This window comes from Sodalis sp. RH14 (genome assembly GCF_047324285.1).
Taxonomy (GTDB): domain Bacteria; phylum Pseudomonadota; class Gammaproteobacteria; order Enterobacterales; family Enterobacteriaceae; genus Acerihabitans.
Genome location: NZ_CP178739.1, coordinates 4,054,061 through 4,079,774, shown reverse-complemented (window position 1 = coordinate 4,079,774; position 25,714 = coordinate 4,054,061). Strand labels below are relative to the sequence as shown.

At 51.0% G+C, this 25,714-nt stretch carries 24 protein-coding genes, 1 tRNA gene and 2 pseudogenes; 20 read left to right on the top strand and 7 right to left on the bottom strand.

Features of this window, described 5'->3' with window-relative positions:
* Positions 1-62 precede the first annotated feature (62 nt).
* Positions 63-689 carry a glycoside hydrolase family 19 protein gene (locus ACL2XQ_RS18510; RefSeq protein WP_413732234.1) on the top strand — a complete coding sequence of 209 codons (627 nt, stop codon included), beginning with the start codon at positions 63-65 and terminating at the stop codon, positions 687-689.
* Positions 690-787: 98 nt separating this feature from the next.
* On the opposite strand, the gene ACL2XQ_RS18505 is transcribed toward ACL2XQ_RS18510, so the two are convergent.
* The gene (locus ACL2XQ_RS18505; RefSeq protein ID WP_413733175.1) at positions 788-1,495 is read right to left on the bottom strand and encodes an SOS response-associated peptidase family protein; all 708 of its coding nucleotides are present in this window, start codon (positions 1,493-1,495) and stop codon (positions 788-790) included.
* A 416-nt stretch (positions 1,496-1,911) separates the two neighbouring features.
* Between ACL2XQ_RS18505 and ACL2XQ_RS18500 the strand changes: the two genes are divergently transcribed.
* Both ACL2XQ_RS18500 and ACL2XQ_RS18495 read left to right on the top strand, forming a co-directional pair.
* The gene (locus ACL2XQ_RS18500; protein WP_413729714.1) at positions 1,912-2,631 is read left to right on the top strand and encodes a LuxR C-terminal-related transcriptional regulator; all 720 of its coding nucleotides are present in this window, start codon (positions 1,912-1,914) and stop codon (positions 2,629-2,631) included.
* Positions 2,632-3,291: 660 nt separating this feature from the next.
* Positions 3,292-5,409 (top strand): phage tailspike protein, encoded by a 2,118-nt coding sequence (locus tag ACL2XQ_RS18495; protein WP_413732236.1) that lies wholly within the window; start codon positions 3,292-3,294, stop codon positions 5,407-5,409.
* Positions 5,410-5,924: 515 nt separating this feature from the next.
* Here the strand turns inward: ACL2XQ_RS18495 and ACL2XQ_RS18490 are convergent.
* Positions 5,925-7,024 (bottom strand): IS3 family transposase gene (locus ACL2XQ_RS18490; protein WP_413739539.1). Its coding sequence is split into 2 segments (ribosomal slippage): positions 5,925-6,772 and positions 6,772-7,024, totalling 1,101 coding nucleotides; the frame shifts between segments, so codons are not numbered across the junction.
* A gap of 275 nt (positions 7,025-7,299) precedes the next feature.
* Between ACL2XQ_RS18490 and ACL2XQ_RS18485 the strand changes: the two genes are divergently transcribed.
* From ACL2XQ_RS18485 to umuC, 5 genes and pseudogenes are all read left to right on the top strand, one after another.
* On the top strand, positions 7,300-7,581 hold the full coding sequence (locus tag ACL2XQ_RS18485; RefSeq protein WP_413732239.1) for a hypothetical protein: 282 nt from the start codon (positions 7,300-7,302) through the stop codon (positions 7,579-7,581).
* A 361-nt stretch (positions 7,582-7,942) separates the two neighbouring features.
* On the top strand, positions 7,943-8,227 hold the full coding sequence (locus ACL2XQ_RS18480) for a hypothetical protein (protein ID WP_410014158.1): 285 nt from the start codon (positions 7,943-7,945) through the stop codon (positions 8,225-8,227).
* Positions 8,228-8,422: 195 nt separating this feature from the next.
* Complete coding sequence (locus ACL2XQ_RS18475) at positions 8,423-9,142, top strand: PAS domain-containing protein (RefSeq protein WP_410014159.1); 720 nt, start codon at positions 8,423-8,425, stop codon at positions 9,140-9,142.
* 189 nt (positions 9,143-9,331) lie between these two features.
* Positions 9,332-9,714, top strand: a pseudogene (gene umuD / locus ACL2XQ_RS18470) (translesion error-prone DNA polymerase V autoproteolytic subunit).
* A gap of 2 nt (positions 9,715-9,716) precedes the next feature.
* Positions 9,717-10,985, top strand: coding sequence for a translesion error-prone DNA polymerase V subunit UmuC (gene umuC / locus ACL2XQ_RS18465; RefSeq protein ID WP_413732241.1), 1,269 nt, complete (start codon positions 9,717-9,719; stop codon positions 10,983-10,985).
* Between the two features lie 28 nt (positions 10,986-11,013).
* Here umuC and ACL2XQ_RS18460 read toward each other — a convergent pair whose 3' ends face one another.
* The 5 genes from ACL2XQ_RS18460 to ACL2XQ_RS18440 form a co-directional block, all read right to left on the bottom strand.
* On the bottom strand, positions 11,014-11,547 hold the full coding sequence (locus ACL2XQ_RS18460; RefSeq protein ID WP_413723349.1) for a contact-dependent growth inhibition system immunity protein: 534 nt from the start codon (positions 11,545-11,547) through the stop codon (positions 11,014-11,016).
* A gap of 1 nt (position 11,548) precedes the next feature.
* Positions 11,549-12,751 carry a hypothetical protein gene (locus tag ACL2XQ_RS18455; RefSeq protein WP_413739538.1) on the bottom strand — a complete coding sequence of 401 codons (1,203 nt, stop codon included), beginning with the start codon at positions 12,749-12,751 and terminating at the stop codon, positions 11,549-11,551.
* 162 nt (positions 12,752-12,913) lie between these two features.
* The gene (locus tag ACL2XQ_RS18450; protein ID WP_413732244.1) at positions 12,914-14,287 is read right to left on the bottom strand and encodes a hypothetical protein; all 1,374 of its coding nucleotides are present in this window, start codon (positions 14,285-14,287) and stop codon (positions 12,914-12,916) included.
* Between the two features lie 653 nt (positions 14,288-14,940).
* A tRNA-Arg gene (locus tag ACL2XQ_RS18445) sits at positions 14,941-15,015 on the bottom strand.
* 149 nt (positions 15,016-15,164) lie between these two features.
* The gene (locus ACL2XQ_RS18440) at positions 15,165-16,106 is read right to left on the bottom strand and encodes a formate/nitrite transporter family protein (RefSeq protein WP_413732246.1); all 942 of its coding nucleotides are present in this window, start codon (positions 16,104-16,106) and stop codon (positions 15,165-15,167) included.
* Positions 16,107-16,405: 299 nt separating this feature from the next.
* Between ACL2XQ_RS18440 and ccmA the strand changes: the two genes are divergently transcribed.
* The 12 genes and pseudogenes from ccmA to sixA all read left to right on the top strand — a co-directional run bounded on the left by ccmA (position 16,406) and on the right by sixA (position 25,713).
* Positions 16,406-17,053 (top strand): cytochrome c biogenesis heme-transporting ATPase CcmA, encoded by a 648-nt coding sequence (gene ccmA, locus ACL2XQ_RS18435; protein WP_413727927.1) that lies wholly within the window; start codon positions 16,406-16,408, stop codon positions 17,051-17,053.
* On the top strand, positions 17,041-17,700 hold the full coding sequence (gene ccmB, locus ACL2XQ_RS18430) for a heme exporter protein CcmB (protein ID WP_413727928.1): 660 nt from the start codon (positions 17,041-17,043) through the stop codon (positions 17,698-17,700). Before ccmA ends, ccmB begins: the two co-directional genes overlap by 13 nt.
* Before the next feature lie 60 nt (positions 17,701-17,760).
* Complete coding sequence (locus tag ACL2XQ_RS18425; protein WP_410014165.1) at positions 17,761-18,498, top strand: heme ABC transporter permease; 738 nt, start codon at positions 17,761-17,763, stop codon at positions 18,496-18,498.
* Positions 18,495-18,728: a heme exporter protein CcmD gene (ccmD, locus tag ACL2XQ_RS18420; protein WP_410014166.1), complete on the top strand. Its 234-nt coding sequence runs from the start codon at positions 18,495-18,497 to the stop codon at positions 18,726-18,728. Before ACL2XQ_RS18425 ends, ccmD begins: the two co-directional genes overlap by 4 nt.
* Positions 18,725-19,174 (top strand): annotated as a pseudogene (ccmE, locus tag ACL2XQ_RS18415) (cytochrome c maturation protein CcmE); the annotation flags it as partial. The gene ccmD and the pseudogene ccmE, both read left to right, overlap by 4 nt.
* A gap of 140 nt (positions 19,175-19,314) precedes the next feature.
* Positions 19,315-21,282, top strand: a complete 1,968-nt coding sequence (locus ACL2XQ_RS18410) for a heme lyase CcmF/NrfE family subunit (protein WP_410014167.1) — start codon at positions 19,315-19,317, stop codon at positions 21,280-21,282.
* On the top strand, positions 21,279-21,830 hold the full coding sequence (locus ACL2XQ_RS18405; RefSeq protein WP_410014168.1) for a DsbE family thiol:disulfide interchange protein: 552 nt from the start codon (positions 21,279-21,281) through the stop codon (positions 21,828-21,830). Before ACL2XQ_RS18410 ends, ACL2XQ_RS18405 begins: the two co-directional genes overlap by 4 nt.
* Positions 21,831-21,838: 8 nt before the next feature.
* Positions 21,839-22,297, top strand: coding sequence for a cytochrome c-type biogenesis protein (locus ACL2XQ_RS18400; RefSeq protein WP_413740532.1), 459 nt, complete (start codon positions 21,839-21,841; stop codon positions 22,295-22,297).
* A complete protein-coding gene (gene ccmI / locus ACL2XQ_RS18395; RefSeq protein WP_413723343.1) occupies positions 22,294-23,508 on the top strand; it encodes a c-type cytochrome biogenesis protein CcmI in 1,215 nt (404 codons plus the stop codon). Before ACL2XQ_RS18400 ends, ccmI begins: the two co-directional genes overlap by 4 nt.
* A gap of 34 nt (positions 23,509-23,542) precedes the next feature.
* The gene (gene mlaA / locus ACL2XQ_RS18390) at positions 23,543-24,304 is read left to right on the top strand and encodes a phospholipid-binding lipoprotein MlaA (RefSeq protein ID WP_410016760.1); all 762 of its coding nucleotides are present in this window, start codon (positions 23,543-23,545) and stop codon (positions 24,302-24,304) included.
* Between the two features lie 110 nt (positions 24,305-24,414).
* Complete coding sequence (locus ACL2XQ_RS18385; protein WP_410014170.1) at positions 24,415-24,711, top strand: YfcZ/YiiS family protein; 297 nt, start codon at positions 24,415-24,417, stop codon at positions 24,709-24,711.
* 519 nt (positions 24,712-25,230) lie between these two features.
* Positions 25,231-25,713, top strand: coding sequence for a phosphohistidine phosphatase SixA (gene sixA / locus ACL2XQ_RS18380; protein WP_410014171.1), 483 nt, complete (start codon positions 25,231-25,233; stop codon positions 25,711-25,713).
* Position 25,714 lies beyond the last annotated feature (1 nt).

Below are 25,714 nucleotides of genomic sequence, written 5' to 3'. Positions count from 1 at the left end.
GCGTGGACGGCTTGCCTTGTGTAAGGGTTGGAGGAAAACCAGGCGGTTAAGGGCCAAAGCATATGACACTCGAGCAATTCCAACAGGCGGCTAATATCAGCGCCGGGTTAGCCGCACGCTGGTTTCCGCATATGGCGGCTATTATGGCTGAATTCAGTATTAATACGCCGCTGCGCCAGGCAGCTTTTATTGCGCAAATCGGTACGGAATCAGGTGGATTTACCACAGTAGTGGAATCGTTTAATTATTCGATAAACGGACTCAAGATATTCGGCAATCGCTTAACGCCGGCACAGCGCGAGGCGTTGGGCCGCCAACCTTCTGAAAGAACCCTGCCTATCGACAGGCAGCAGAAAATAGCCAATATTGTTTATGGCGGCAGATACGGAAATACGCGACCGGGAGACGGCTGGTTATATCGCGGGCGAGGTTTAAAACAGGTAACCTTTTATGCTAATTATGCCGCCTGCGGTAAAGCGCTCGATTTAGATCTGCTTGCCGAGCCTGATTTGCTCCTGGCGGATATCAATGCCGCGCGTTCGGCCGGATGGTTTTGGCAGGCCAATAAATGTAACACTTTCGCCGATATTGGCGATATGGTGGGGCTGACTAGACGGATTAACGGCGGCGTCAACGGCTTGGCCGATAGGCAGGCCCGCTATAAAGTCGCCGTGGATGCGCTGTACTGAAAATGCCGTGGCGTGCCGTCCTGGCGGCTGATATGACCGTTTGTGCGGCACCCACGGTACCCGGCGGCATCCCTGTATAGTCCTCGCCGGCGCGAGGACTATAAGTGTGAATTATAAATTTTTGCAATTAGCGAACTGTTGTTATTGTGAATATTCCCCACAGTCTTGCTGACAGGATGAAACGCAAACTCCCCCGCCGGCATGGCGCAATCATGGGCCAGCTCCTCGGCGCGCCCCGACGTCGTATCCGGCGATATCCATTCTAATGACGCCTTTCGCGTCATGATCAGCGGCCGCCGGTCATGGATATCCACCAACCCCTGATCACTGGCCGCCGTCACGATTACAAAACCATCATCTTCCGGCGCGTCCAGGGCATCGGGATGGAATCTGCCTATCGCGGCCAGGTATATCGGCTTCTTATTTTTATGATAGATAAAATAGGGTTGTTTAACTTTTGTATGGTCCGGGTCTTTCTTCCACTCATACCAACCGTCGGCCATCACCAGCGCGCGGCCATGGTGCCATAGCGGCTTAAACATGCGGCTGGCGGCGGCAGTTTCTAACCGGGCATTAATCAGGGGAGGGCGGCCTGCTTCTTTGGCCCAGGCGGGCTGATAACCCCAGATAACGGGATCCAGATGCAGCGTATCGTCGCGCTGGTTCAGCAGCAGAACGCGACTGCCTGGAGCAACGTTGTAGCGGCCTATCGGCTCGCCATCCAATGCGCCCGAAAACGCAACATCACTTCGCAGGAAATCGAGATAGTGTTCTCTGGTATTAAATTCAGCAAATCGGCCGCACATGGTCGTCATCTATATTGCAGAGAGATCTTAAGTATAGACGGGATAGAAGAGACAGAACTGTGGCAGCCCGACAATAATTTAAATTGTGCCGTAAAACTAAACCGACCATTTCCCCGTCATTAATCCTTTCAGTAATTCGAAATTTAATGCTTCCATAATATCATTAATAAAAATGGGCCATAATGGGCCAAAGCACTGCGGGACTCACACTATTAATAATTACGTTTCTCATCAATAATTTTTTATTTTAAATGCAAGGCTAGTTATATTTTTATTAAAGCGAAAAAATTCGTTAATTAAAAACCTTAAGCCGTAAAATTAAGGATGTTATTTTATTACGCTGTACTTTAGGCCAGTAGTTAGTCACTCCTTGCGATGATACAGTTTTTAAATATCATCAATGACCGGGGGTAATTATGAGTAATGACATATGCAAGTGTACTGTGGTTCCCGAAGTTAATATTACAAACACCATGCGTTACGTTTTTGACCAATTAAAAAGTCCCATAGCGATAAGAGATTTGTCCTCCAGGCTGGTTTATTGCAATCAGCCGCTTGCTCTACTCGCAGACAAAAAGTCGCCTAATGAAATCATTGGTAAATTCGACAGTGAATTCGATTGCGCTATATTAGATACCGAGGAATCAATAGAGAATTTTGCTAAACAATATAAACGTATATTTGAGACGCAGACTCCTTTTTCTACGTTGGAGCTACATCCTCATGCTGTGGATTTTCCATTCATATTTCATAAAATCCCTTATTTTAATGATAAGCACGAATGCATAGGTATGCTTGGTTATAATACACAACTTACAGTATATACACTTAACGACTATGTAAAAGGGCATATGCCGGGATCACTATTATTGAATAAGCCGGATGACACTTTCACTGAGCGTGAGTGCGAAGTAATGTTTTATCGCTTGCAAGGTTTGAAGTCAAAAGAGGCTGCTGCTAGGTTAAATCTTTCATTAAATACATTTAATAACTATATGCAGAAGATTTACAATAAAGTGCATGTAACAGAGATCGGGGAGTTAAGGGATTTTTGCGAGAAACATAATTACCATCGTTATCTCCCCAAGAGATTTCTAACTCATGAAGCAATTAATTTCAGCGATTCAATAATCTGATCTTTGCTTTGGTCAGTTCTGGGCGGGGGTGAATGTAAATCTCCCTTCCGCTCAGTGCCATACGATTTCCCGGCCATGTCCGTTTCGCAAGTTCAGCCTTTCATACTGACCCCACCCCGAATTCTGCCCCACCCAAAATCGCCAATCCTACGTGATGAACCTATCCCTTTGACAGAGGTAATGCCGACCAAAAAGTCCCGTTACACAGAAGCGTGGATCGCGTTTGATTTCAAACAGGCTGGACTGGATACCCCCGTACCAGCGGTTTGTGGCAAGCTGGGGATTTCCGATATAACTTTTACACCTGGTGTAAACGAGTGGTTGGTCTGTCTTCCTCTGGATGGCAACACTTATGGCAACCGGAGAAGGAGAATGTCCGGCTGAAATAGCTGATGATCGATTTAAACCTCAGCAATGCCTGCTGGGGGTGTAGTCAAGTACTGTTTTTATTTACAGTTCTCTATGATACGATTTTTGGCATGGACATATTTCAGGAAGCATTTTTACATAATTATCTGTTATGTGGTTAAAAATGCCGTTGTTTAATTTGTGCCGCTTCTCTTTTGGTCATTACATTACTCAGTCCATTTAACAGGTTGCTAAATATCAACCTAATGAAGTAAACGGTTTATCTAACACATTCAAAGAGGTACTAAACATATGACCATACCTAATATCGTTGTATCTATGCCATCACAATTATTCACCCTTGCCAATAGCTTCCAAGCATGCGCCAATGGTTCTGTCTATGTCGGGCAGATTGACACGGACCCGACTGTGGCTGCAAATCAAATACAGGTTTATGTAGAGAGTGCGGAGGGTACCTATACCGCGGTAGCTCAACCTATAAACATCAATGCCGGAGGCTATCCAGTGTATGCCGGTCAGGTAGCAAAATTTGTAACGGTTGAAGGGCAGTCAATGACCGTCCTTGATGCTGATGGCGTCCAGCAATTTTACTTTCCAAACGTGTTGAAATATGACCCTGATCAGTTTAAAGATCAGTTGTTAGATACGGCTGCAGCTGGGTGGATAGGCTATGATATAACGAATACTTATCCCCAAAAAACAATCGGTAATAAGCTGAGTCACACCATAACACCTTATGATTTTGGCGCCATAGGCAATGGTGTTACGGATGATACCGCAGCGATTCAAGCATGGCTTGATTTTTGTTCGTCCATAGGTGGCGGATATTTTAATACAAGCTCTGGCACGTTTTTGATAACTCAGCAGCTTTCAATTAATCGCACAGCGGTCAGTAATGTCATCGATCACGTGCTGGATTTTTCCGGCGCGCGGATCCTGGTCGACGCGGGCACATTAATAGCGCAATATATTGCTGGTAGCGCCGTTACTTTCTCCGGATGGTCATTGACCGGCAATGTTGAACTCACATCAACAGGCGGTTTATCCTGGGGTGCTGCTTCAGCCTCGCAAGGGATGGCGAGAATTATTCTTACCGGTCTTACGGTTGGTAAAACATATAAAGTTATGGCCGATATCAAGGGTTATGACGTAGCTGTGTCCGCAGGCTCTTTCGCAATGTATATTGATGAAATAGGGCGCATCACCCGGGCATGGAAAGGTAATGGAGTTCCCCGTGGAGAATTTATTGCCACCGCGACTACCCACACCCTCCGTTTGCAATCTGATTCCACAGATCCTTTATGGCAAGGTCTCGTTTATAAAGTTGATGTACGGGAATCCGTTTATGGCCTACGTCTTTATCAAACTGGTACAGCAGCAATGCATGCGCATTTCGAGGTCCGCGGATTGAGGATGGAAAATAGGACTAACAGTGCTGCGGCTGGTGGTCTACGGATGGATGATTGTGGGGCGGCTAAATTTCATAATTGTTCATTTATAGACTTTAGTAATGGTGAAGGAATATTGACAAACAATAAGCTGTTCTGGTCTGAAAACAATGCATTTTATAACATTGCCTATGTCAATTGCCGGTTTGCGCATCGCTATGGCCGGACTATTGGACTAGGCGCACAATCTTCATTCGCTAGGCAATTCGAACAAAATATGTTTATTGCTGATATTGAATATGCTTTATATTTTGAAGAAAGTACATCACAATATGATTCAAAATGGACTGAGATTCATGGAAATACAACTGTAAAATTGAAGGCTATACTTCATATTGAAGGCGACCAAAATAACACAGTGATTGAAGGCATCAGAACAGAAAAAGGAGGCGCTTCTCATGAAGATGGCAATGGTATTATTGAATATGCACAAAATGACTTATCTCGGCCATGGATCGGTAGTATAGGCTCTAGTGTCAATATTCCAATATACAGGCTAGGATCTATGAATGCTGGTCGAACATGGATGGAGCGCCCACAGACCGCTTTTGATTTAACTCGGGATAGAACGGTTGTCCAATCGCTACGTTATTCTACGGCTCAAATTAATGGTGTGACATTCGGTTACGAATGGCACGAAGTTATTACCGATGCTATTAATGGCACCGTTTATGATATTTCTGATGGCGGCGATATTATTATCACACACGGAGTAGCGGAAATTATTATCACAACTCGCGCTGTGGATGGTAGTGCCATTGAGGGTAGTAAGTATATGTGCGTTTTGGGTAAGCGTGGCGTTGATGGTTCAGTCTCTACGCCTGATACTGTACTGTGCGACCATAGAAATTCTGGTACTGGAATTTTTGTGACTTGGCCCGCTAATTCATCGCCGCGAGTTGCTGTTACTGGCGTCAGTTCTCCCTTTGCCATTGCTATTAATATCAGAATATTCAACTAACCCGCTCAGTGATGATTTGATTAACCAAGCCCCATCCCCGGGGCTTGGTTTTCCAATCTTTGCCACACAGTACGGCTGTAATGATTTTGCAAGTATCCCACATAATCGTTCCATCCACTTATATAGATTTTCCGGCATAATAAATATGCCAACGAGGAGGACATTATGCACAAAGTCCGTTTTACCGAGCACCAAATCCTGGCCGTAACTGAGCGCGTCATAATGAAATACACAGGTTCCAATTCGTTAGTTCATAAATATCTTATTTATGATGTTTTTTTGATAAATACACGATTAATATCTAACTTTAAAATTATAAAAAAGGCCACGGATGGCCCTCTACTTAAAATAAGATAACGCTTATATAGCAAGCTGCTAGGTTAAAGTGAATTGTTTCCATAAGCTCCATGATTTTCCATTGTAGACACGAGAATATAAAGCGTCGTAATTACTGCCAGAAGTACCGTAACCGTACAAGACTTGTGACCTCCCCCCATATCCTGATCATGGCTAAATTAGAGGATTTGCCGTTTTTGGTGACTTCGGATAAATTCCGCCGGAGTCAGATCATTTAATGAAGAATGTGTCCTGTCATGGTTATATTCCTCCCGCCAGCGATCAAGCTTTTCCTGCACATCTTCCATCGACAGGAACCAGTGGATATTTAGGCATTCATCCCTCAGGCTGCCACTAAACGATTCGATAAACGGGTTATCCGTCGGCGTGCCGGGGCGTGAGAAGTCCATGGTGACCTTATTTTCGTACGCCCATCTATCCAGCACTTTTGAGATAAATTCGCTGCCGTTGTCGGCCTGGATCCTTAACGGCACACGATTGTGCATCAACCTCAGATGCTCCAGTACCGCCACCACATCCTCGCCCCTGAGCGACTGGCCGGCATGGGTCGCCAGGCATTCCCGACTAAAATTATCGACCACAGTTAACGCCCGAAACCGGCGCCCGTTAAACAGATTATCAGCAACGAAATCCATGCTCCAGCATTGATCCGGATTTGACAGTAGCGGCCTCTCACGCCGGTGGGCCGCCGTCACATGGCGCCGGGGCCGTTTGCACCGCAAATTTAACCCCTCCTGGCAGTATATGTGGTGCGTTTTTTTGTGGTTCACTCGCCAGCCTTCACGCCTGAGCTGTACATGTATTCGCTCGCAGCCATAACGGATCCGGGTTTCAGCAATCTCCCTGATCCGCATGGTCAGCACCCGGTCATCACGGCAAGAGCGGTAGTGATAAACCGAGCGGCTCATGGGGATCGTCTGGCAGGCGCGACGAATGCCTACCCGGTAAGCGTCAAGCAAAAAATGGACAATTTCACGCTTACGGGCAGGTTTTAAAACTTTCGTTTTAGCACATCCTGCAGCATCTCTTTGTCCAGGCTCAGATCCGCCACCAAGCGTTTTAGCCGCTGATTTTCATCTTCCAGCTGGCGCAAGCGCCGCAGTTCAGCCACGCCCATGCCGCCAAATTTTTTCTTCCAGTTGAAAAAGGTCGCTTCAGAAATGCCCATCTTGCGACACACTTCCGCCACGCGGGTGCCGCCTTCCGCCTGTTTCAAGGCAAACGCTATCTGTTCCTCGGTAAACTTGGATTTTTTCATGCCCGGATCCCCCCTTTTAGTATGAGAAGTGTGGCAGAAAACTCCAGTTTAGCCTGGTCCTGTTTAATAGGAAGAGATCAGCTCGCGAGCAATATGTGGATCTATTGGCGGCATTTGTGGGCTGGGCAGCAATTAATTGAAATATCGTGATAAAAATAATTCTGCAATATTTTGCCATATATGTGGCTAAAATGTGATGGAGTTAACTGATACTAATCTGTTTATCAGATTCTATTATCATGCATAACTTCTAAATCGACATAAGAGAGGTCATTATGAGTGCACCAGATTTTGGAGAAGCGGAACGATATGGAATAACCCGGGAACAATTCAACCAAGCTTTACTGATTGGGGATACTATAGAAGATATCTGTAATGAACTTGGCCGACTCTCCCATGAAGCATTGGGGAGCGATGCCGCTTTTATCGCTGATGATTTTTATGGACTGGTTCGGCGCTGGGATTACACCCCAAGGATTAATGCTTGGCGTGAAGAAAACAGTATCGCTCCGATTGTGGCGCCGCCTCCGATTCCAGGAAACGAAGATTCCGAGTGATTGCAATACAAATATGAAAAGTGTCCCGACTCAGGTCGGGCCTACGCTGGCCCTCTAGTAGCACTTGCAAACTCTATCGAAACGCGCCTGAGCATCAATGCTTAGCGTCCTTACTGCGGAATGCAGTACTATAGAAACTGAATTATATTATTATTCAAAGACATGTTTTTTTTTGCCCTCGGTTCACTTCACAAAATCGCCTTCACATGATTATACTGTATATAACAACAGTATTATGTTGCAATGTTATGGCGTTCGGTCTCCCGTGACATTAAAGCCAACTTTTCCGATTGAAATATAAGGTGTAACTGTCTGTTGTTATCTGGGCTTCAACAATAAAAACAACTTAAGTGAGGTAACTATGAGTGAACCTAATTTTGCTTATGAAGAAGGTTATTATGGAATTCCCCATGCTCAATTTAACCAGGCATTGCTTGTAGGGGATACTATAGAAGACATTTGTAATGAACTTGGCAGGCTTGGCCACGAATATCTAGGAAGCGATGCCACATTCGCTGCTGATGATTTTTACGGCAGGGTCAGGCGTTGGAATTATACCCCCGACATCAATGCGTGGCGAGAGGAAAACGGAGTTGCTCCTGTGGTGGCGCCGCCTCCGTTTCCATGGACCGAAGATTCTAATTAATTACAGTACAAAAATGATAAGTGTCCCGGCTTAGGCCGGGCCTTCCCTGGCCCTTTAGAGGCACCCACGCACTTTACCTAATTATTAAATATCAATATTATTAAAGTTAGTTTTTACTCTACACTTTAAGACAGTAGTTGTTAACCTCCTGCGGTGATAAAGTCATTTAAATATCATCAATAGGAGTAAGTTATAATGAATAATGATAAATGTAAGAGTAGTATCGTTCCAGAAATAAATATACCGAACTCAATGCGATATGCCTTTGATCAGCTAAAAACTCCTTATGGCATAAGAGATTTGTCCGCAAGATTAATTTACTGTAATCAGGCTGCCGCTGATTTGCTTGGCGCTAAATCACCCGCGGATATTATTGGTAAGTATGATTGTGAAATTGACAATAACCTTTTCGCAGTAGATGGCGTAGTAGATGAATTTGATAACCAATACAAGAGGGTTATAAAAACTCAGGAACAATTTTCAACGTTAGAACTGCATCCTCATGCGGTTGACTACCCCTATATATTTAGGAAGATGCCTTTTTATAATGATAATCATGAGTGTGTTGGTATGTTTGGATATAATATAGAGTTAACGGTATATTCCTTAAATGACTACGTTAAAGGTCATATGCCAGGGTCTTTGCTTCTAAATAAACCGGACGACACATTTACTGAGCGAGAGTGTGAGATAATGTTTTATCGACTGCAAGGATTAAAATCAAAGGAGGCTGCCGAAAGGTTGAATCTTTCATTAAATACATTCAATAATTATATGCAACGGATATATATCAAAGCTCGCGTAACAGATATTGGTGAACTAAGGGAATTCTGTGAAAAACACCATTACAATCGTTATCTTCCCAAGAGATTTTTAACCAGAGAATCAATTAATTTCGGCGACTCAATCATTTAACCAGTCTCATATGTGATCCTAACGCGGTGGTTAAACTAAATCTCCCCACCGCTCAACACCCTACGATTTACCGCCTCACTCGCCTTTCACAATCCACTGGCATCATGCTTATGCTGTACAAAACAACAGTAATGATCCATTTGAGTATGCGAACATGATTTTTATCGGGCCGTTGAACTTGCCGAAGTAATACCCCTCCCTCTTTTTTTGGGGCGGGTGCCCGCTGGCTTCCCCAGTCCAGCCCAAGACTATATTGAAAACCGTATAGATTTAAATCAGTTATGTGTGAGCCATCCAGCCGCTACCTATTTCGTCAGGTGATCGGTGACTCGATGATCGAGGGGTTTATCAACGAGGGCGACATGCTCATTGTAGATAGCGCGCTCACAGCACAGCATGGACAGATTGTCATTGCAGCAGTTGACGGTGAGTTTACTGTCAAACAATTGCAGCTCACCCCTACACCGCACCTGCTGCCTATGAATACGGCTTATCGGGCCATCCCAATCCGTTTAGAGGACAACGTCGAGATATTCGGCGTAGTGACGTTTCTCATTCACTCGGCACCCTGACCATGTTTGCCCTGGCGGATGTGAACTCAATTTATGCATCCTGCGAAACGGTATTTCGTCCAGATCTGAAAGGTAAGCCCGTCATCGTTCTGAGTAACAATGACGGCTGCGTAATAGCGCGTTCGGCTGAAGCTAAAAAGCTTGGTTTCAAAACCGGGAATCCTTTTTTCGAGATTAAGGACATCGTCAGGAAACACCACGTGCATGTGTTTTCCAGTAACTATGCTTTGTATGCTGATATGTCCAACCGGGTTATGACGACACTTGAAGAGATGGCCCCGTCAGTGGAGATTTACTCCATTGATGAAGCTTTCATGAATTTGTCAGGGGTCAGCAACTGCATGCGCCTGGAGCAGTTTGGCCGCGATGTCAGGGAACGGGTAAAGCAGCGCACTAAGCTCACCGTGGGCATGGGCATTGCCCCGACCAAAACTCTGGCGAAACTCGCCAACCATGCTGCCAAACAGTGGACACAGACAGGCGGAGTGGTAGACCTCTCATCATCGGTCAGGCAACGAAAATTAATGGCCCTGGTGCCTGTAGAGGACGTTTGGGGCATTGGCCGGCGTATATCGAAGAAGCTTACTGCTATGGGGATTTATAACGCTCTCCAGCTGGCAGACAGTCACCCGCCATTTATCCGCAAACATTTCAGCGTTGTGCTGGAGCGCACCGTCCGGGAACTCAATGGCGAATCATGCATGCAGTTGGAAGAGTTTGCACCCACTAAGCAAGAGATAGTCAGTTCGCGATCATTCGGTGACCGGGCAACCACCTATCAACAGGTAAGGGAGGCTATCTGCGCATATGCTGAGCGCGCAGCGGAGAAACTCAGGGGTGAACGGCAGTACTGCAAAAAGATATCCGTATTCATCAAGACAAGCCCGTTTGCCGTAGATGAACCCTATTACGGCAATCAGGCGACCGGTAGCCTCACTATCCCGAGCAATGACACCCGCGACATTATCCGCGTCGCCATGGAGTGCCTGGACAAGATTTTCTTGCCAGGAATGCGCTATCAGAAAGCCGGCGTTATGTTGGGGGATTTTTACGGTCTGGGGGTGGCTCAACTGGCTCTATTCGATGAGCATAAGCCGCGGGTTAACAGCGAGGCGCTTATGAAGGTCTTGGACGGGATAAACCACTCTGGTATAGGGAAAGTATGGTTTGCGGGGCAGGGAATACAGCAAGCCTGGAGGATGAAGCGCACATTGCTTTCACCGCGCTACACGACGCAGTATAAAGACTTGCCGGTTGTTAAAGCCAAATAAAAGCCCCGGCATAAGCCGAGGCTGTTTTTCAACCAGTGCATCGGCTCAATGCGAGGCGCAGTCCGGCACCTATCTCCGTGGGAACACTACTGGCGGGGATGATGACCTTATCGGCATCTGTTAGGCCGTCACCATCCCAGTTTGCTAATTTTTTGTGATGCCAGGGAGTAAAGATGATCTGACCATTAGTCCGGGTCAAAGAGCAGTTTTTCAACTGTTTATACATTTGGTTTTCGTTTTTATAAGAAAACCTCTTCATGATATATTCCACCCATGCATCATATCTTTCTTCCATGAGTTTATTGTCATAAAATTCAGGCTCGAAAACTGTATCCGGGTGGATTACAACATCCTGGCGAAATCGTGGCAGGACAAGCCTGCTATGTGATAACGCATCTAAAATAAGCAAACCAACATCATCGTCCGCGCTTTTAGGATCTATAATGTGCTGAACCCCTTTGGGATCGCGCTGGCCCCCTCTGTAGCCGGAGCAAGTGCTTATACAGATAAAATCTTGGTTAGAAAGGATGGTTGCCCATTCTGATTTTACAAAGGCACTCATATTATTCCACCTTGAATATTGTGAATTTTATGCCATTCTCTTCACCATACTTGATGGCTTTATTAATCTGTTCCCACTGCGCCGTAGGAGTTTTTGCTGGCACACCTAAGAATATTTCCCGTGAAGAAATTTCTTCAGAAGTAAGAGAGAAATCCTTCATTTGTTGCTGCTTGAAATTCTTCGCTTTGTTAACATACCTGGTTAACCTGCTATATATACCTGCTGGCTTTTTAAGTATCGACGGCGTGAGAGTATCTAATGTTTTAACGCTCACCGCTACGCCAGTTAATTTATCATGAAAATCGAAAGCTTCAAATGGTTTAGGTGATTGAATACTTTCGGGCAAATACTCTTTACCGATGAAAGTTTCAAATGGATCACCTTGCTTCATGTTTCCTTCACCCCAAACCATTCCGGTATCTGCTTGCTTAACAGTTTTTGTTCCTGGTGGTGATGCATCCATTCGCGACGCAACTTTTGCTGCGATGCGCTGACCCGCTGAAACTCCAGCGTTTGCAGCAGCTTTAGTGAGCTTCACGGCGCCAACGCCAGCCGCGCCTAGTGTGACAACATCAGTAACAAGCTTGCCCCCTTCCACTCCTGCCTGAAAAAATTCAGCAACACCGCCTCTTTCTTGGGCTGCAACCATTTTGTCGAGATGAGCTACCCATTTATCCTTCATAGCCTCGGATACGTTACCAAGTACGTCACCGCTATTAACGAGCGCTTTAAGTGCGGCATACGTTTCAGAGTAATGCATTCCAGCATGGATTATTCCATTTACGGTGTCGTTCAGCTCAGCGGGGACACCCGCGGCTATTCCACCGGCAAAAGCGAGCGTCTGACTTGCCTCAATCGATGCCCATTTAGCCTGCGTGCCCAGGTCACATACCAATGTCTCACAATTGGTAACTTCATTTTTCTTCAGGGTTTGTTGCTTAGTGTTCAAAAAGCTAAGTTTATTAATCAATGAGTCAACTTTGGCTGATTTTTCTTTGGAATATGCAATGTATTCATCAATTTTACTATTGATATTAGTTATATTTATTAATTCAAGTTCTGAGCGTGAAATTATTATTTTTTTATTATTTAGCTCAGTGTGACGCAACTGATTCCATTTTTTAATTAAGCGTTCTTTTGGCTCCGGCTCAAGATCTGAGTTATTAACGTCGTTAATGCAATGATCAAAATGATGATTTATCATTGATAGATGGCTTTGTTGTAATGCAAGTCTCGCATGAGTTTCATTGAGCCAGTGTTCAACTTTATGTGCTTTTTCTTTAAGAGTGAAGATGTTGTTTTTAATTTCAATATCTTTTTGCGTAACTGATAAATGAGAGTAAATTTTAACTCTGAATATATCAATCTAATTTTTGATGCTATCAAGTTCATTATTATATAATTTGTTGCGCTCTGCCGCTTCCTCGTGGCGACTCTTAACGGCTCGATGATGGATTTCTTCTGATTCGTATTGTGATTTTATTATTTTTAGCTCGAAATCGCGCTTGGCAACATATCTTTTCAACTGTTCTTCTTTTTCTTTGAAATATACAATGCATTCATTAATTTGATTATGGATATGAGTTATATTGCTTAATTCAAGTTCTGAGCCTGATATTATTATTTTCTTGTTGTTTAGTTCCGTATGACGCAACTCGTCCCATTTTTTAATCAGGCGTTCTTTTGGCTCGGGTTCAAGATCTGAGTTATTTAGGTCGTTAATGCAATGATCAAAATGATGATTTATCATAGATGGGTGGCTTTGTTGTAATGCAAGCCTTGCATGGGTTTCTTTAAGCCATTGTTCAACTTGCTGTGCTTTTTCTTTAAGAGTGATGATGTTGTTTTTTATTTCAATATCTTTTTGCGCAACTGAAGAATGTGAGTCAATTTTAACTCCGAATATATTAACCAAATTTTTAATGCTATGAATTTCTTTATCATATAATTTATAACGCTCTGCCGCTTCCTCGTGGCGACTCTTAACGGCCTGTTGATGGGTTTCCGCAGAATTGTATTGTGATTTGATTATTTCTAGTTCAAAATTACGCCTGTAAGAATATCTTTGTATTTCTTGTTCATTTTTCTGCAATTCAAGCAGTTGCATCTGAAGTTTTTCATTTTCTCTAGCTAATTCCTGCAACCGGTGCTCATCTTCTTGCCTTTGTTTTTCCGCTATTTTCTTTGCTTGCTGAAAAGCTCTAGATTTTCCAAGCAAGTCACCAGCGAGTTGCATAGATGCCATACTTTTTGCCATCTGTGTACGGAATTGTGCCTGTGTGCTTTGTACGCTTGTTGCAACAATAGAGTTAGAAATTTCTCGTTGTTGTGTTAGAGAAACTTGCATTTTGTTATGTAGGTTTGTCTGTAAATTCCTCACTCTCTCCAAGTCGGCGTTCCTGTGATTTAAAGAAATTTTTTGATCTTCAATCAATTTTTTCACTTGTTGCTGATGCGCGTCCAGCTTGGTTGATTCGGTAGCCATTAATTTTAAGTGTGCCAGTTTTGCCTCGATAATATTCTTTTGTGCCTGTTCAATTTGTTCTCTGGCATTTTTATGAATAGGCACAACGTTTTCTATATGTGATAAATTGGCATTTATTTCTTGGAAAACAGCATCAGAGGCGTTATAAACTCCACATAATATACTACTGAACGGTTTTGAACGGTCAAAAGGAATATCTATACAATTTTTTGTTATTGCTGGTGGATTGGCATAAACAGTGAGTATTTCTTCCATACTTTTACCCAGTATTGATTTGTGAATTATTACTTACGATGCTTAATAGCTTGCACGCTCTTCGAATGCATTGTTTGCTTAAAAACTTAAATTAATCACAATGAGGGTCACAGAAAGATAAATGGTGTGCAGATAGTAAAATTTTTCTAGGGTGAATAAAAAATTATCTGTGGGGTAATAATTACAAGTTATTCGCATTACGGAAGTAGAACAATGGGGGAATACAAATTCATGAAATGAATCGGCGGTTACAGCTCATGATTATCGGTCTATTTGATAATCCCTACTTTGTCGTTGTGAGTATTGCCGATAGCTTGACTGACAGGGTTGAAAGAAAATTTTCAGCCGGTATGGTGAAATCGTGCGCCAGCTCTTCGGCGTTTCCCAGCGTTGTCTTGGGCGATAGCCATTAGAGGCGTACCTCCCGCGTCATCGCTAAGGGATGGCGGTCGTGGATATATACCAGCCCTTTTACTGGCCGCCGTAACGATAATAAAGCCGTCGTCTTGCGGCGCATCAGGGTGAAACCGGCTTATCGCGGCGAAGAAGATCGACTCTTTGCTTGAGTTTCAGGTGGGTTTAGTTCGCATGCAGACGTGACGCGAATCGAGACGGGATTTGTTTAGCTGGAATTATGCGGATTTAGGCGGTGATGGTGTCCCCGACAGGAATCGAACCTGTAACTAGCCCTTAGGAGGGGCTTGTTATATCCGTTTAACTACGAGGACCCTGTAGCGGGCATGATTATACCCGATTATGCACCGAAAATAAGCACTTAACGGCGCGTTTGCTCATTCCTTCGACAAACGCGGGCAAAAAAATCCGTTTGCCCGCGCGCGGCGCGGCAGTCAGGGCCTCCGCCGCCAGGCCCTGCGTGCTACTCCTCACCGGTATCCACTTTCTGGCGGCGGTTTTTCCGTTGCCCGTCGCGGGCGGCGTCTTTTTTCAGCGCTTCCTTGCGCTGGCGGCTGAGGTCGTTGCGGATCTGCGCATGGCTGAGCAGGGCAAAGATAAAGGTGCCGCCGACGATATTGCCGGCAAGGGTGGGCAGGGCGAACGGATAGATAAAGTGATGCCAGGGGATATCGCCGTTAAAGACCAGGTAGAACACTTCCACCGAACCCACGACAATATGGGTAAGATCGCCAATCCCCACCAGGTAGGTCATCAGGATAATCACCAGGATTTTGGCATTGCCCGCGGAAGGCATCATCCAAACCATGGAGGCGATAATCCAGCCGGCAATAATGCCGTTGGCGAACATATCGCCGGGAGGATTGACCATGATTGCCTGCGATAGGGCGACAAAGGCCTCGCGCGTGGCCGGATTAAAAATCGGCATATGGAGAAAGGCAAACGCCACCACCGCGGTGCCGGCAAGATTGCCCAGCAGCACCACGCCCCACAATCGCAGCAGGATCAGGATATTATGGCCGGTGGGCTTTTGCATAATCGGCAGCACTGCGGTCAGGGTGTTCTCGGTGAACAGCTGCTGGCGCGACATAATGACAATAATAAAACCCAGGGTGTAGCCCAGGTTTTCCAGCAAAAATCCCGCGGCGCCCTCGGGCAGATGGGCATGCAGGATACCCTTGGCCATCAGCGACGCGCCCATCGACAGGCCGGCGGCCACCGCCGACCACAGCAGCGCCTGGCCGTCGCGTTCCAGCTCCTTTTCACCCTCTTCGCGGATCATTTCATGTATGGCGGCGGCGCGCGAAGGAAGATTCTGTTCTTTCACCTCGATATCGGTATTGGCGTCATGCTCGTCACTCTCCACGGCGACGCCGGGATCATCATGTTTGTTGGTCTCGCTCATCCGCATTCCTCATCCGTATCCGTCGGGTTATTAATACATTCGCTATTAATCAATAAGCGTAGCGGTATTTTGTTCCGGCGGCGCTAAAAGAAGTCCGCCGGGTCGGCGGAGTCGCCGGTAGAATTGTCACCAGCCGGGGGCAATACGTAACAAAATTTTAACTTTGCTGGTATTTGTTGCGTTTTATTGATCTAATACAATCCTTCCTGGACCGAAAAAGAATGCAATGGCGATGAACAGCGCTGCGATAGTCGCCTATGCTATGATCGCCATACAATTAATGATGAATTGGGTTTCTGATGCTGGAAGCAAACAACCTGTCCTGTATTCGTGATGATCGCGTGTTGTTTTCCGGATTGAGCTTCCGCATTTCCCCCGGGGATATTGTCCAGGTCGAGGGCGCCAACGGCGCCGGTAAAACCTCTTTACTGCGGATCCTGGCCGGGCTGGCGCAGCCGGACGAGGGCCAGGTCAGCTGGCGGCAGCAACCGATTCGCCGCGAGCGCGGGTTGTATCACCGCGAGATGCTTTTTATCGGCCATCTATCCGGGATTAATCTGTCCCTGACGCCGCTGGAAAATCTGGCATTCTTCCAGGCGCTGGGCGGCGGCGGACGCAATGAGGCGGACCTGTGGCGGGCGTTGGAGCATGTGGGATTGTCGGGATACGAGGACCTGCCCGCGGCGGGGCTGTCCGCGGGCCAGCAGCGCCGTATCGCGCTGGCCCGTCTGTGGCTGAGCCCCGCAGCGCTGTGGATCCTGGATGAACCGCTGACCGCCATCGATCAACAAGGCGTGGCGCAGCTGATGTCGTTGTTTGCCGCGCACGCCGACGCGCGGGGCAGCGTGCTGCTGACCACCCATCAGGCGCTGCCGGACACGCATGCGCGGGTGCGCAAAATGGCCCTGGCCGCACGGCAGGGGGAGGCGGCGCCATGTTCTGGCTGATTGTGCGCCGCGAGCTGCGGCTGGCCTTGCGCAACCGCGCTGATATCGTGAATCCGCTGTGGTTTTTCCTGATCGTGATTACGTTATTCCCGCTGGGGGTGGGGCCGGAACCGCAGTTGTTGCGGCGGATCGCGCCGGGCGTCATCTGGGTGGCGGCTTTGCTGGCTTGCCTGCTGTCGCTGGAGCGGTTGTTCCGCGATGATTTTCATGACGGCACGCTTGAGCAGTTGCTGCTGTCGCCGCTGCCGCTGCCGCTGGTGGTGATGGGCAAGATCTGCGCGCATTGGCTGGTCACCGGGTTGCCGCTGCTGTTGCTATCGCCGCTGGTGGCCCTGTTCCTGGCGCTGGACCGCCACACCTGGCAGGCAATGGCGCTGTCGTTATTACTGGGAACGCCCACCCTGAGCCTGATCGGCGCTATCGGCGCCGCCCTGACCCTGGGATTGCGTAAAGGCGGGGTGCTGCTAAGCCTGCTGTTGCTGCCATTATTTATACCGGTACTGATATTTGCCACCGCCGCGCTGGATAACGCCGCGCAGGGGCTACCCTTTGACGGCTATCTGGCGATCCTCGGCGCCCTGCTGGCGGGAAGCGCGCTGCTGGCGCCTTTCGCCGCCGCCGCCGCGCTGCGCGTGAGCCTGCAATAACCTGCGGACTGTCGGCAAGAGCAGGCCGTGTTATGTATTTTTACTGTGAGCAAAACAATAATGTGGAAGACACTACATTTGTGGGCGAAGCCGGAGCGGCTGTACCAGCTGTGCGGCCGGCTGATACCGGTTCTGGCGCTGGCGAGCGCGGCGACGCTGTTGCTCGGCTGGGGCTGGGGATTCGGTTTCGCCCCGCCGGACTATCAGCAGGGCGATAGTGTCCGCATCATGTATATCCATGTGCCCGCCGCCATGTGGTCCATGGGTATCTATGCCGCGATGGCCGTTGCCGCGTTTATCGGCCTGGTCTGGCAGATGAAGATGGCCGATTTGGCGGCGGCGGCCATGGCGCCGGTGGGGGCGGCGTTTACCTTTATCGCGCTGGTTACCGGCTCCGCCTGGGGCAAACCCATGTGGGGTACCTGGTGGGTATGGGACGCCCGGCTGACCTCGGAGCTGGTATTGCTGTTTCTCTACCTCGGCGTTATGGCGCTGTACAACGCGTTTGAAGATCGGCGCCTGGCCGGGCGCGCCGCCGGCATCCTGATCCTGGTGGGCGTGGTCAATATCCCGATTATTCATTACTCTGTGCAGTGGTGGAATACCCTGCATCAAGGCTCGACCAATATGCAACAAAGCATTGATCCCAGCATGCGCACTCCGCTGCGCTGGGCGATCTTCGGTTATCTGCTGTTTTTCGCCACCCTAACGCTGATGCGTTTACGCAACCTGATATTGCAACAGGACCGCCATCGCCCGTGGGCGGTGGCTCTGGCTGATAAGGCGCGGCGATCGTGAGCCCGGCTTTCACCTCCTGGACGGCGTTTTTCGCCATGGGCGGCTATGGTTTCTACGTCTGGCTGGCGGTAGCGGTTACCCTGGCGTCGCTGGCCGGATTGATAGCCCATACCCTGTGGCGGCGGCAACAGCTGCTCGACGCTATCCGCAGGCAGCAGGCGCGCGCCCTGCGTATGCGCCGTGGCGGCGCGCCGGCCGATCCGTCCGCGCGTCGGGGGGATGCCCGATGACGCCGCGCCGTAAAAGCCGTCTTTGCCTGGCCGTCGTGATGCTGATGGGCGCCGCGCTGATAGTCACGCTGGTGCTCTACGCGCTCAGTTCCAATATCGATTTGTTTTATACGCCGCGCGAGATCCTCGAGGGCAAGGGCGAGCGGCAGGAGTTGCCGCATATCGGGCAGCGCCTGCGCATCGGCGGCATGGTCATGCCGGGATCGGTAAAGCGCGATGCCCATACCCTGAAGGTCACCTTCAGGATCTATGACGCCGTCGGCTCCGTGCCGGTCACCTATGACGGCATTTTGCCGGATCTGTTTCGCGAAGGGCAGGGCGTGGTGGCGCAGGGCGTGCTGGGCGCGGGCAATCTGGTCCAGGCGCGTGAAGTCCTGGCCAAACATGATGAAAACTATACCCCGCCCGAAGTGAAGGATGCGATGAAAACCCATTCTCGGCCCGCCGGTCAACGCGCCATGGCCGAAGGCGCAGTGCAGGCCGGCATGACTGGCCAACCCCAGGACCGGACGCAACGCCTGGCGCGCGGCGAAATACCCTACCCCGGGCAGGATACGGCCCAGGCCGTGCCGTCTAAGGAACAGCCATGATGCCGGAACTCGGTAATTTCCTGCTGTGCCTGGCTATCGGCCTGGCGCTGTTGCTGGCGGTGTATCCGCTCTGGGGCGCCTCGCGGCAGGACGCCAGGCTGATGGCGGTGGCCAGGCCGTTGTCCTACGGTGTGTTTGCGTCCATCGCCGGCGCCTTTGCCTGTCTGGTCTATGCGTTCGTGGTCAATGATTTTTCCGTGGCTTATGTCGTGAATAATTCCAATACCGCGCTGCCGGTGTATTACCGGGTCGCCGCCACCTGGGGCGCCCATGAGGGATCGCTGCTGCTGTGGGTGCTGTTGCTCAGTTGCTGGACGCTGGCGGTGGCGCTGTTTAGCCGCAGCATGCCGGATGAGGCCGTCGCCCGGGTGCTGTCGGTGATGGGCATGATCAACAGCGGATTTCTGGCGTTTATTTTGCTCACGTCCAACCCGTTTGCGCGTACCCTGCCAGATATTCCCATCGATGGGCATGATTTAAACCCGGTGCTGCAGGATATCGGCCTGATTTTTCATCCGCCGCTACTGTATATGGGGTATGTGGGTTTTTCAGTGGCGTTCTCGTTCGCCATCGCCTCGCTGATTGCCGGCCGGCTGGATACCGCCTGGGCCCGCTGGTCCCGTCCCTGGACCCAGGCGGCCTGGATTTTCCTGACGCTGGGCATCGTGCTGGGGTCCGCCTGGGCCTATTATGAACTGGGCTGGGGCGGCTGGTGGTTTTGGGATCCGGTGGAAAACGCCTCGTTTATGCCCTGGCTTGCCGGTACGGCGCTGCTGCACTCTCTGGCGGTGACCGAAAAACGCGGCACCTTCAAATCCTGGACGGTGCTGCTGGCCATCGCCGCCTTTTCCCTGTGCCTGCTGGGGACCTTCCTGGTGCGTTCCGGGGTATTGGTGTCGGTGCATTCGTTTGCCTCGGACCCGGCGCGCGGCATGTTTATCCTGGCGTTCCTGATTCTGGTGATCGGCGGTTCGCTGCTGCTATACGCCATCAAGGGCGGCAAGGTAAGGAGCCGCGCGCAGCACGAGGTTTTCTCCCGCGAGACCTTCCTGCTGGGCAACAACGTGCTGCTGATGGCCGCGATGCTGGTGGTATTGCTCGGCACGTTGCTGCCGCTTATCCATAAACAGCTCGGCATGGGCAGCATCTCCATCGGCGAGCCTTTTTTCAACAGTATGTTTACCTGGCTGATGGCGCCGTTTGCCCTGTTGCTCGGTATCGGGCCGTTAATCCGCTGGCGCCGGGACGAGGCGAAAACGCTGATTAAACGCCTGGCGCTGGCCATGGCGGCCACGCTGGCGCTTTCCATCCTGCTGCCCCGGCTGATGGGCGATGAGATCGAGGCCATGACGGTGGTGGGTCTGATGATGTCGCTGTGGGTGATTATCCTGACGCTGATGGAGGTGCACGAGCGCGCCACCCATCGCCACCGCTTTATCCGCGGGTTGGCCCATCTTACCCGTAGCCATTGGGGCATGGTGCTCGGCCATCTTGGCGTGGCGGTGACGGTTATCGGCATCACCTTCAGCCAGAACTATAGTCTGGAGCGCGATGTGCGCATGAAAACCGGCGACAGCGTGGACATCAAGGCGTATCACTTCGTCTTCCGCGCCGTGGAGGATTTGCGCGGCCCTAATTATACCGGCGCCGCGGCGGTGTTTGACGTGACGCGCCATAACCACCCGGAAGCCATGCTCCGGGCGGAAAAGCGCTTTTACAGCGTCAGCCGCACGGTGATGACCGAGGCGGCCATCAGCGGTGGGTTGACCCGCGACTTATATGCCGCGCTGGGCGAGGAGATGGATGACGGCGCCTGGGCGGTCAGGCTCTATTATAAACCCTTTGTCCGCTGGATATGGCTGGGCGGTCTGTTTATGGTGGCCGGCGGCCTGTGCTGCCTGGCCGACCCCCGTTACCGGGCCGACAAAAAAGCCCGCCGGGCCGCACGTCGGGTGCCACTATGAAAAAAAAGCTGCTGTATATTCCGCTGGTGCTGTTCCTGCTGCTGGCCGCCGCCTTTATCGTGCAATTGTCACGCAATGCCCATGGCGATGATCCCACGCTGCTGGAATCGGCGCTGATCGGCAAGCCGGTGCCGGATTTCCGGCTGGCGTCCCTTGACGATCCCGCCAGGACCTATGATCGCTCGGTACTGCGCGACGGGCGGCCGATGCTGCTTAACGTCTGGGCCACCTGGTGTCCCACCTGCCGGGCCGAGCACCAGTTCCTCAATACCCTGGCGGCCCAGGGCGTCAGGGTGGTGGGCCTGAATTACAAAGACGATCGCCTCAAAGCGGTTAACTGGCTGAATACGCTGGGCAATCCCTACACGCTGAGCCTGTACGACGGCGACGGCATGCTGGGGCTGGACTTGGGCGTCTATGGCGCGCCGGAAACGTTTCTCATCGACGGCCGGGGGATAATACGCTATCGCCACGCGGGCGATCTGAATGCCGACGTCTGGCGGCGCGAGGTGCTGCCCTTGTACCAGCAATACGCCAAGGGGACATGAGCATGGCGATAAAATGCATTATGCTGTTGCTGTGCCTTTGCCTGGGTTTTAGCGCCGGCGCGGCGATAGATACCCGGCAGTTCAACAGTGTGGCGCAGGAGCAGCAATACCGGGAACTGACCCAGCAACTGCGCTGCCCGAAGTGCCAGAACAACAGTATCGCCGACTCCAATGCGATTATTGCCGCCGATATGCGCGCCAAGGTCTATCAGCTGATGATGCAGGGCAGGAGCAAGGAGCAGATCATCGCTTACATGGTGGCGCGCTACGGTAATTTCGTGACTTATGTGCCGCCCCTTAATCCACTGACGGTTTTTTTGTGGCTCGGGCCGCTTGCGGTGGTGATCGCCGGTGGTGTGACGGTGGTGCTGCGCGCGTCCCGGCGTGGCGGGCGCAGTCCGCTATCCAGCGAAGAACGGCAGCGTCTGGCGCGGTTGCTGGAAAAAACCAATCGGGAACAGCCATGATAATAGCCGGCATGACCTTTACCCTACTGCTGACGCTGGCCTGTGCGCTGTTTGTGCTGCCGGCGCTGCGCTACCGCCGGCAAGGCGGCGCGATAACCCGCGACAGCCTGAACCAGGCGTTTTTTACGCACCGGCTGGATGAACTGGCCCAGGATGAGGCGCAGGGCGTGGTGGCTGAGCGCACCCTGCATATTGAGGAGCTGCAGCAAAACCTGTTGTCGGATATCCCCGTGGCGCCGGCGCCGGCCAGACCGCCGCTGGGCGCGTGGGTCCTGATCCCGGGCGCGGCGGCTCTGGTGCTGGTTACCCTGGCGTTTTACGCCTGGACCGGCGGCGCGTTCCAGGTATGGCGCTGGCAGCAGACGGTGGCGGAGATGCCGGCGCTGCGGGCGCGCATTATGGACCCGCATGCCAGCCCGCTGTCGGCGCAGGAACTGGCGCGGTTTGCGGTCGGGCTGCGCGCCTCGCTGCGCGAACATCCGCAACAGACCCAGGATTGGCTGATCCTCGGGCGCATCGGCGTGGTAATGAATGATGCGGCCATGGCCACCCAGGCGTTTGAACGCGCCCATCGTCTGGCCCCGGACGATGACGCGATTACGCTCGATTACGCCGGGGTATTGACCCGGTCCGCCGACGCGGGCGACAACCAGGAAGGCGACAGCCTGCTGCGCGCGCTGCTCAAACGGCAGCCGGGCAACATCACGGCGCTTAACCTGCTGGCGGTCGGCCTGTATCAACAAGGCGACTATGCGCAGGCGATAAGCCTGTGGCGCCAGGTATTGACCCTGCTGCCCGCGGGCGATGTCCATGGCGACGCCATCAGGCGCGTGATTAACCAGGCGCGCGCGTTGTCAGGCCAGGAGACGGCGAAACTTACCGTGGATGTTACTTTGGCGCCGGCCCTGGACGATAAACCGCCGGCGCAGGGAACGCTGTTTATTTCGGTCACCGACGGAAAAAGTCCGGTACCGGTTGCGGTTAAAACTTTGCCATTGAGCCGCTTTCCGTTATCGTTAACGCTGGATGACAGCAATGCCATGTTGCCGGAGCGTTTGCTTTCCGCCCAGCGACAGGTAAAGGTACGGGTGAGGATTGCCCGTGACGGTGGCGCCGACGCCAGGCCCGGCGACTGGTTTGGCGAGAGCGCGTTGCAGGATTTCAGCGGCACCGGCCGGATCGCCGTGCGCATAGATCAACACATGCCCTAGCGGCCGGCATAACAATAATAAATGGAGTTGAATGATGAATTACCGCCTGTCAGGTTTGGCGCTGGCCAGCGTATTGCTTCTGGGATGCGCCAGCGATAAAACCGATCCGTCTTCACAGCAGCGTTCGGACCCTCTGGAAGGGTTTAACCGTACGATGTTTGATTTTAACTACAATGTCCTGGATCCGTACGTGGTGCGTCCTGTGGCGGTGGCCTGGCGCGATTACGTGCCCAAGCCCGCGCGCAACGGCCTGGGTAATTTTCTGAGCAACCTTGAAGAACCGGCCTCCATGGTCAACTATTTCGCCATCGGCAAGCCCTATGAAGCTATGATCCACTTCAACCGTTTTTTCCTCAATACCCTGTTGGGGATGGGCGGCCTGATCGACGTGGCGTCCATGGCCAATCCCAAGCTGGCTAAGGAACAACCGCGCCGGTTCGGCAGTACCCTTGGCACCTATGGCGTCGGCTACGGTCCTTATGTAGTGCTGCCGGGTTACGGCAGCTTTACCCCGCGCGAGGATCTGGGCGGGGCGGTGGACAACTTCTATCCGGTGTTAAGTTATCTCACCTGGTGGATGTCCGCCGGTAAATGGGTATTCGAAGGCGTGGAAACCCGCGCGCAGCTGCTGGACTCCGACAGCCTGTTGCGCAATTCCGCCGATCCTTATGCGCTGGTGCGCGCCGCCTATTTCCAGCGGCATGATTTCCTGGCCAGCGGCGGCCGGCTGAAACCACAGGAAAACCCCAACGCCCAGGCGATACAGGGCGATCTGAAGGATATCGATTCGCAATAGCCGGCGGAGCCGGCCCTATCAACGTTGGGTGTACAGGAGTATGATAAGCCGTAGATACTTTTGAACGGCTTATTATTGTCAAACAGGTAAATCCTGTGGAGAAGATTGCAATGACTCACTCTATTAACAAATGCAGTGCTGAAGAAACCGCCGCCTGTTGCTGTGTCGATGTCGGCACTATCATTGATAACGAAGACTGCACGGCGTCGTTCAGCAAGGTGTTTGAACAGCGCCAGGAAGCGGAAGCCATGCTGGCGATGCTGACGGAAAAAGCGCGCGCGGTGGAATCCGATCCCTGCGACATCAGCAGCCGCATCGAACCCGTTAAGGGCGGCGTTGAGCTAAACGCTGATTTTACCTTCAGCTGCCAGGCTGAAACGCTGATTTTCCAGCTCGGTTTGCGTTAATCCGCTCATGACAGGCCCGTGACCGGGCCTGCGTTTGATGACCCATGGGCAAGATTATACCGGCGCCGTAACACTTTCCGTCCTTGTCGTTATCGCGCCCGGGCGCGCAATTATGGCTTACTTTACCCTGGGCCGGCGCCCGCGGCGTCGTTCCAGACGTCGTGATCCCTGGCGCTACGCTTTATTTTTCGTGCCATCATGCCAATATTAAGCTTATGAGCGGATTGGCCCGTGGCCGCTTGCTGATTTACCGGTTCCGGCCACTCTCCGGGGGATATTCGTAAATATGTTACTTAGCCTGCACCTTTACCGGTAATAGTTGTCATACGCTAATAGCCTCAGTCTGCTGCGGGTTTTTCCCCTATGGAAAAGCCTGGCGGAGGATCAATTAACGTCCATGTGTTGACTCCATGGCGGGTATTGATGTAAAAAGCAGCGTTTTATTTACGCGATTTCGAGCGCAAAGGCCCGGTCGTTGCGTTTATCTTTCGCGTTTTTGTCAAACAACAACGGTGCACTATGCAAGTTTTAATTATGCGGCACGGCGACGCTCAGCTCGAAGCGGCCAGTGATGCGGAAAGGCCTCTGACAGTTCGCGGTCGTGATGAATCACGCCTGATGGCATGTTGGTTAAGTACCAGGATCCTCGATACCGATCGTGTGTTGGTCAGTCCTTATCTGCGCGCCCGGCAAACGCTGGACGTGCTGCGTGACGAACTGGTGTTGCCGGACGGCGAGGAAAGCCTGCCCGAACTCACGCCGGGCGGCGACGTCGACCTGGTGTGTTGTTATCTGCAGGCGCTGGCGAATGAAGGCCTGGGATCGGTGCTGATCGTTTCCCATCTGCCGCTGGTGGGCTACCTGGTCGCTGATTTATGCCCCGACGAGCAGGCGCCGATGTTCGCCACCTCGGCGGTGGCCTGCGTCACCCTGGAGGGCGAAAGCGGCCAGGGCAAACTGGAGTGGCAGGTCAGCCCGGCGCAATTGCTGGTGAAAGTCTAAG

Coding starts and splice junctions, on each gene's coding strand:
- ACL2XQ_RS18495 (WP_413732236.1), top strand. CDS start 3,292: ATGACCATACCTAATATCGTTGTATCTATGCCATCACAATTATTCACC.
- ACL2XQ_RS18385 (WP_410014170.1), top strand. CDS start 24,415: ATGACTCACTCTATTAACAAATGCAGTGCTGAAGAAACCGCCGCCTGT.
- ACL2XQ_RS18440 (WP_413732246.1), bottom strand. CDS start 16,106: ATGAGCGAGACCAACAAACATGATGATCCCGGCGTCGCCGTGGAGAGT.
- ACL2XQ_RS18410 (WP_410014167.1), top strand. CDS start 19,315: ATGATGCCGGAACTCGGTAATTTCCTGCTGTGCCTGGCTATCGGCCTG.
- ACL2XQ_RS18425 (WP_410014165.1), top strand. CDS start 17,761: ATGTGGAAGACACTACATTTGTGGGCGAAGCCGGAGCGGCTGTACCAG.
- sixA (WP_410014171.1), top strand. CDS start 25,231: ATGCAAGTTTTAATTATGCGGCACGGCGACGCTCAGCTCGAAGCGGCC.
- ACL2XQ_RS18475 (WP_410014159.1), top strand. CDS start 8,423: ATGAATAATGATAAATGTAAGAGTAGTATCGTTCCAGAAATAAATATA.
- ACL2XQ_RS18405 (WP_410014168.1), top strand. CDS start 21,279: ATGAAAAAAAAGCTGCTGTATATTCCGCTGGTGCTGTTCCTGCTGCTG.
- ccmB (WP_413727928.1), top strand. CDS start 17,041: ATGTTCTGGCTGATTGTGCGCCGCGAGCTGCGGCTGGCCTTGCGCAAC.
- ACL2XQ_RS18500 (WP_413729714.1), top strand. CDS start 1,912: ATGAGTAATGACATATGCAAGTGTACTGTGGTTCCCGAAGTTAATATT.
- ACL2XQ_RS18510 (WP_413732234.1), top strand. CDS start 63: ATGACACTCGAGCAATTCCAACAGGCGGCTAATATCAGCGCCGGGTTA.
- ccmI (WP_413723343.1), top strand. CDS start 22,294: ATGATAATAGCCGGCATGACCTTTACCCTACTGCTGACGCTGGCCTGT.
- ACL2XQ_RS18460 (WP_413723349.1), bottom strand. CDS start 11,547: ATGAGTGCCTTTGTAAAATCAGAATGGGCAACCATCCTTTCTAACCAA.
- ACL2XQ_RS18480 (WP_410014158.1), top strand. CDS start 7,943: ATGAGTGAACCTAATTTTGCTTATGAAGAAGGTTATTATGGAATTCCC.
- ACL2XQ_RS18485 (WP_413732239.1), top strand. CDS start 7,300: ATGAGTGCACCAGATTTTGGAGAAGCGGAACGATATGGAATAACCCGG.
- ACL2XQ_RS18450 (WP_413732244.1), bottom strand. CDS start 14,287: ATGGAAGAAATACTCACTGTTTATGCCAATCCACCAGCAATAACAAAA.
- ACL2XQ_RS18505 (WP_413733175.1), bottom strand. CDS start 1,495: ATGTGCGGCCGATTTGCTGAATTTAATACCAGAGAACACTATCTCGAT.
- ACL2XQ_RS18455 (WP_413739538.1), bottom strand. CDS start 12,751: ATGATAAATCATCATTTTGATCATTGCATTAACGACGTTAATAACTCA.
- umuC (WP_413732241.1), top strand. CDS start 9,717: ATGTTTGCCCTGGCGGATGTGAACTCAATTTATGCATCCTGCGAAACG.
- ccmA (WP_413727927.1), top strand. CDS start 16,406: ATGCTGGAAGCAAACAACCTGTCCTGTATTCGTGATGATCGCGTGTTG.
- mlaA (WP_410016760.1), top strand. CDS start 23,543: ATGAATTACCGCCTGTCAGGTTTGGCGCTGGCCAGCGTATTGCTTCTG.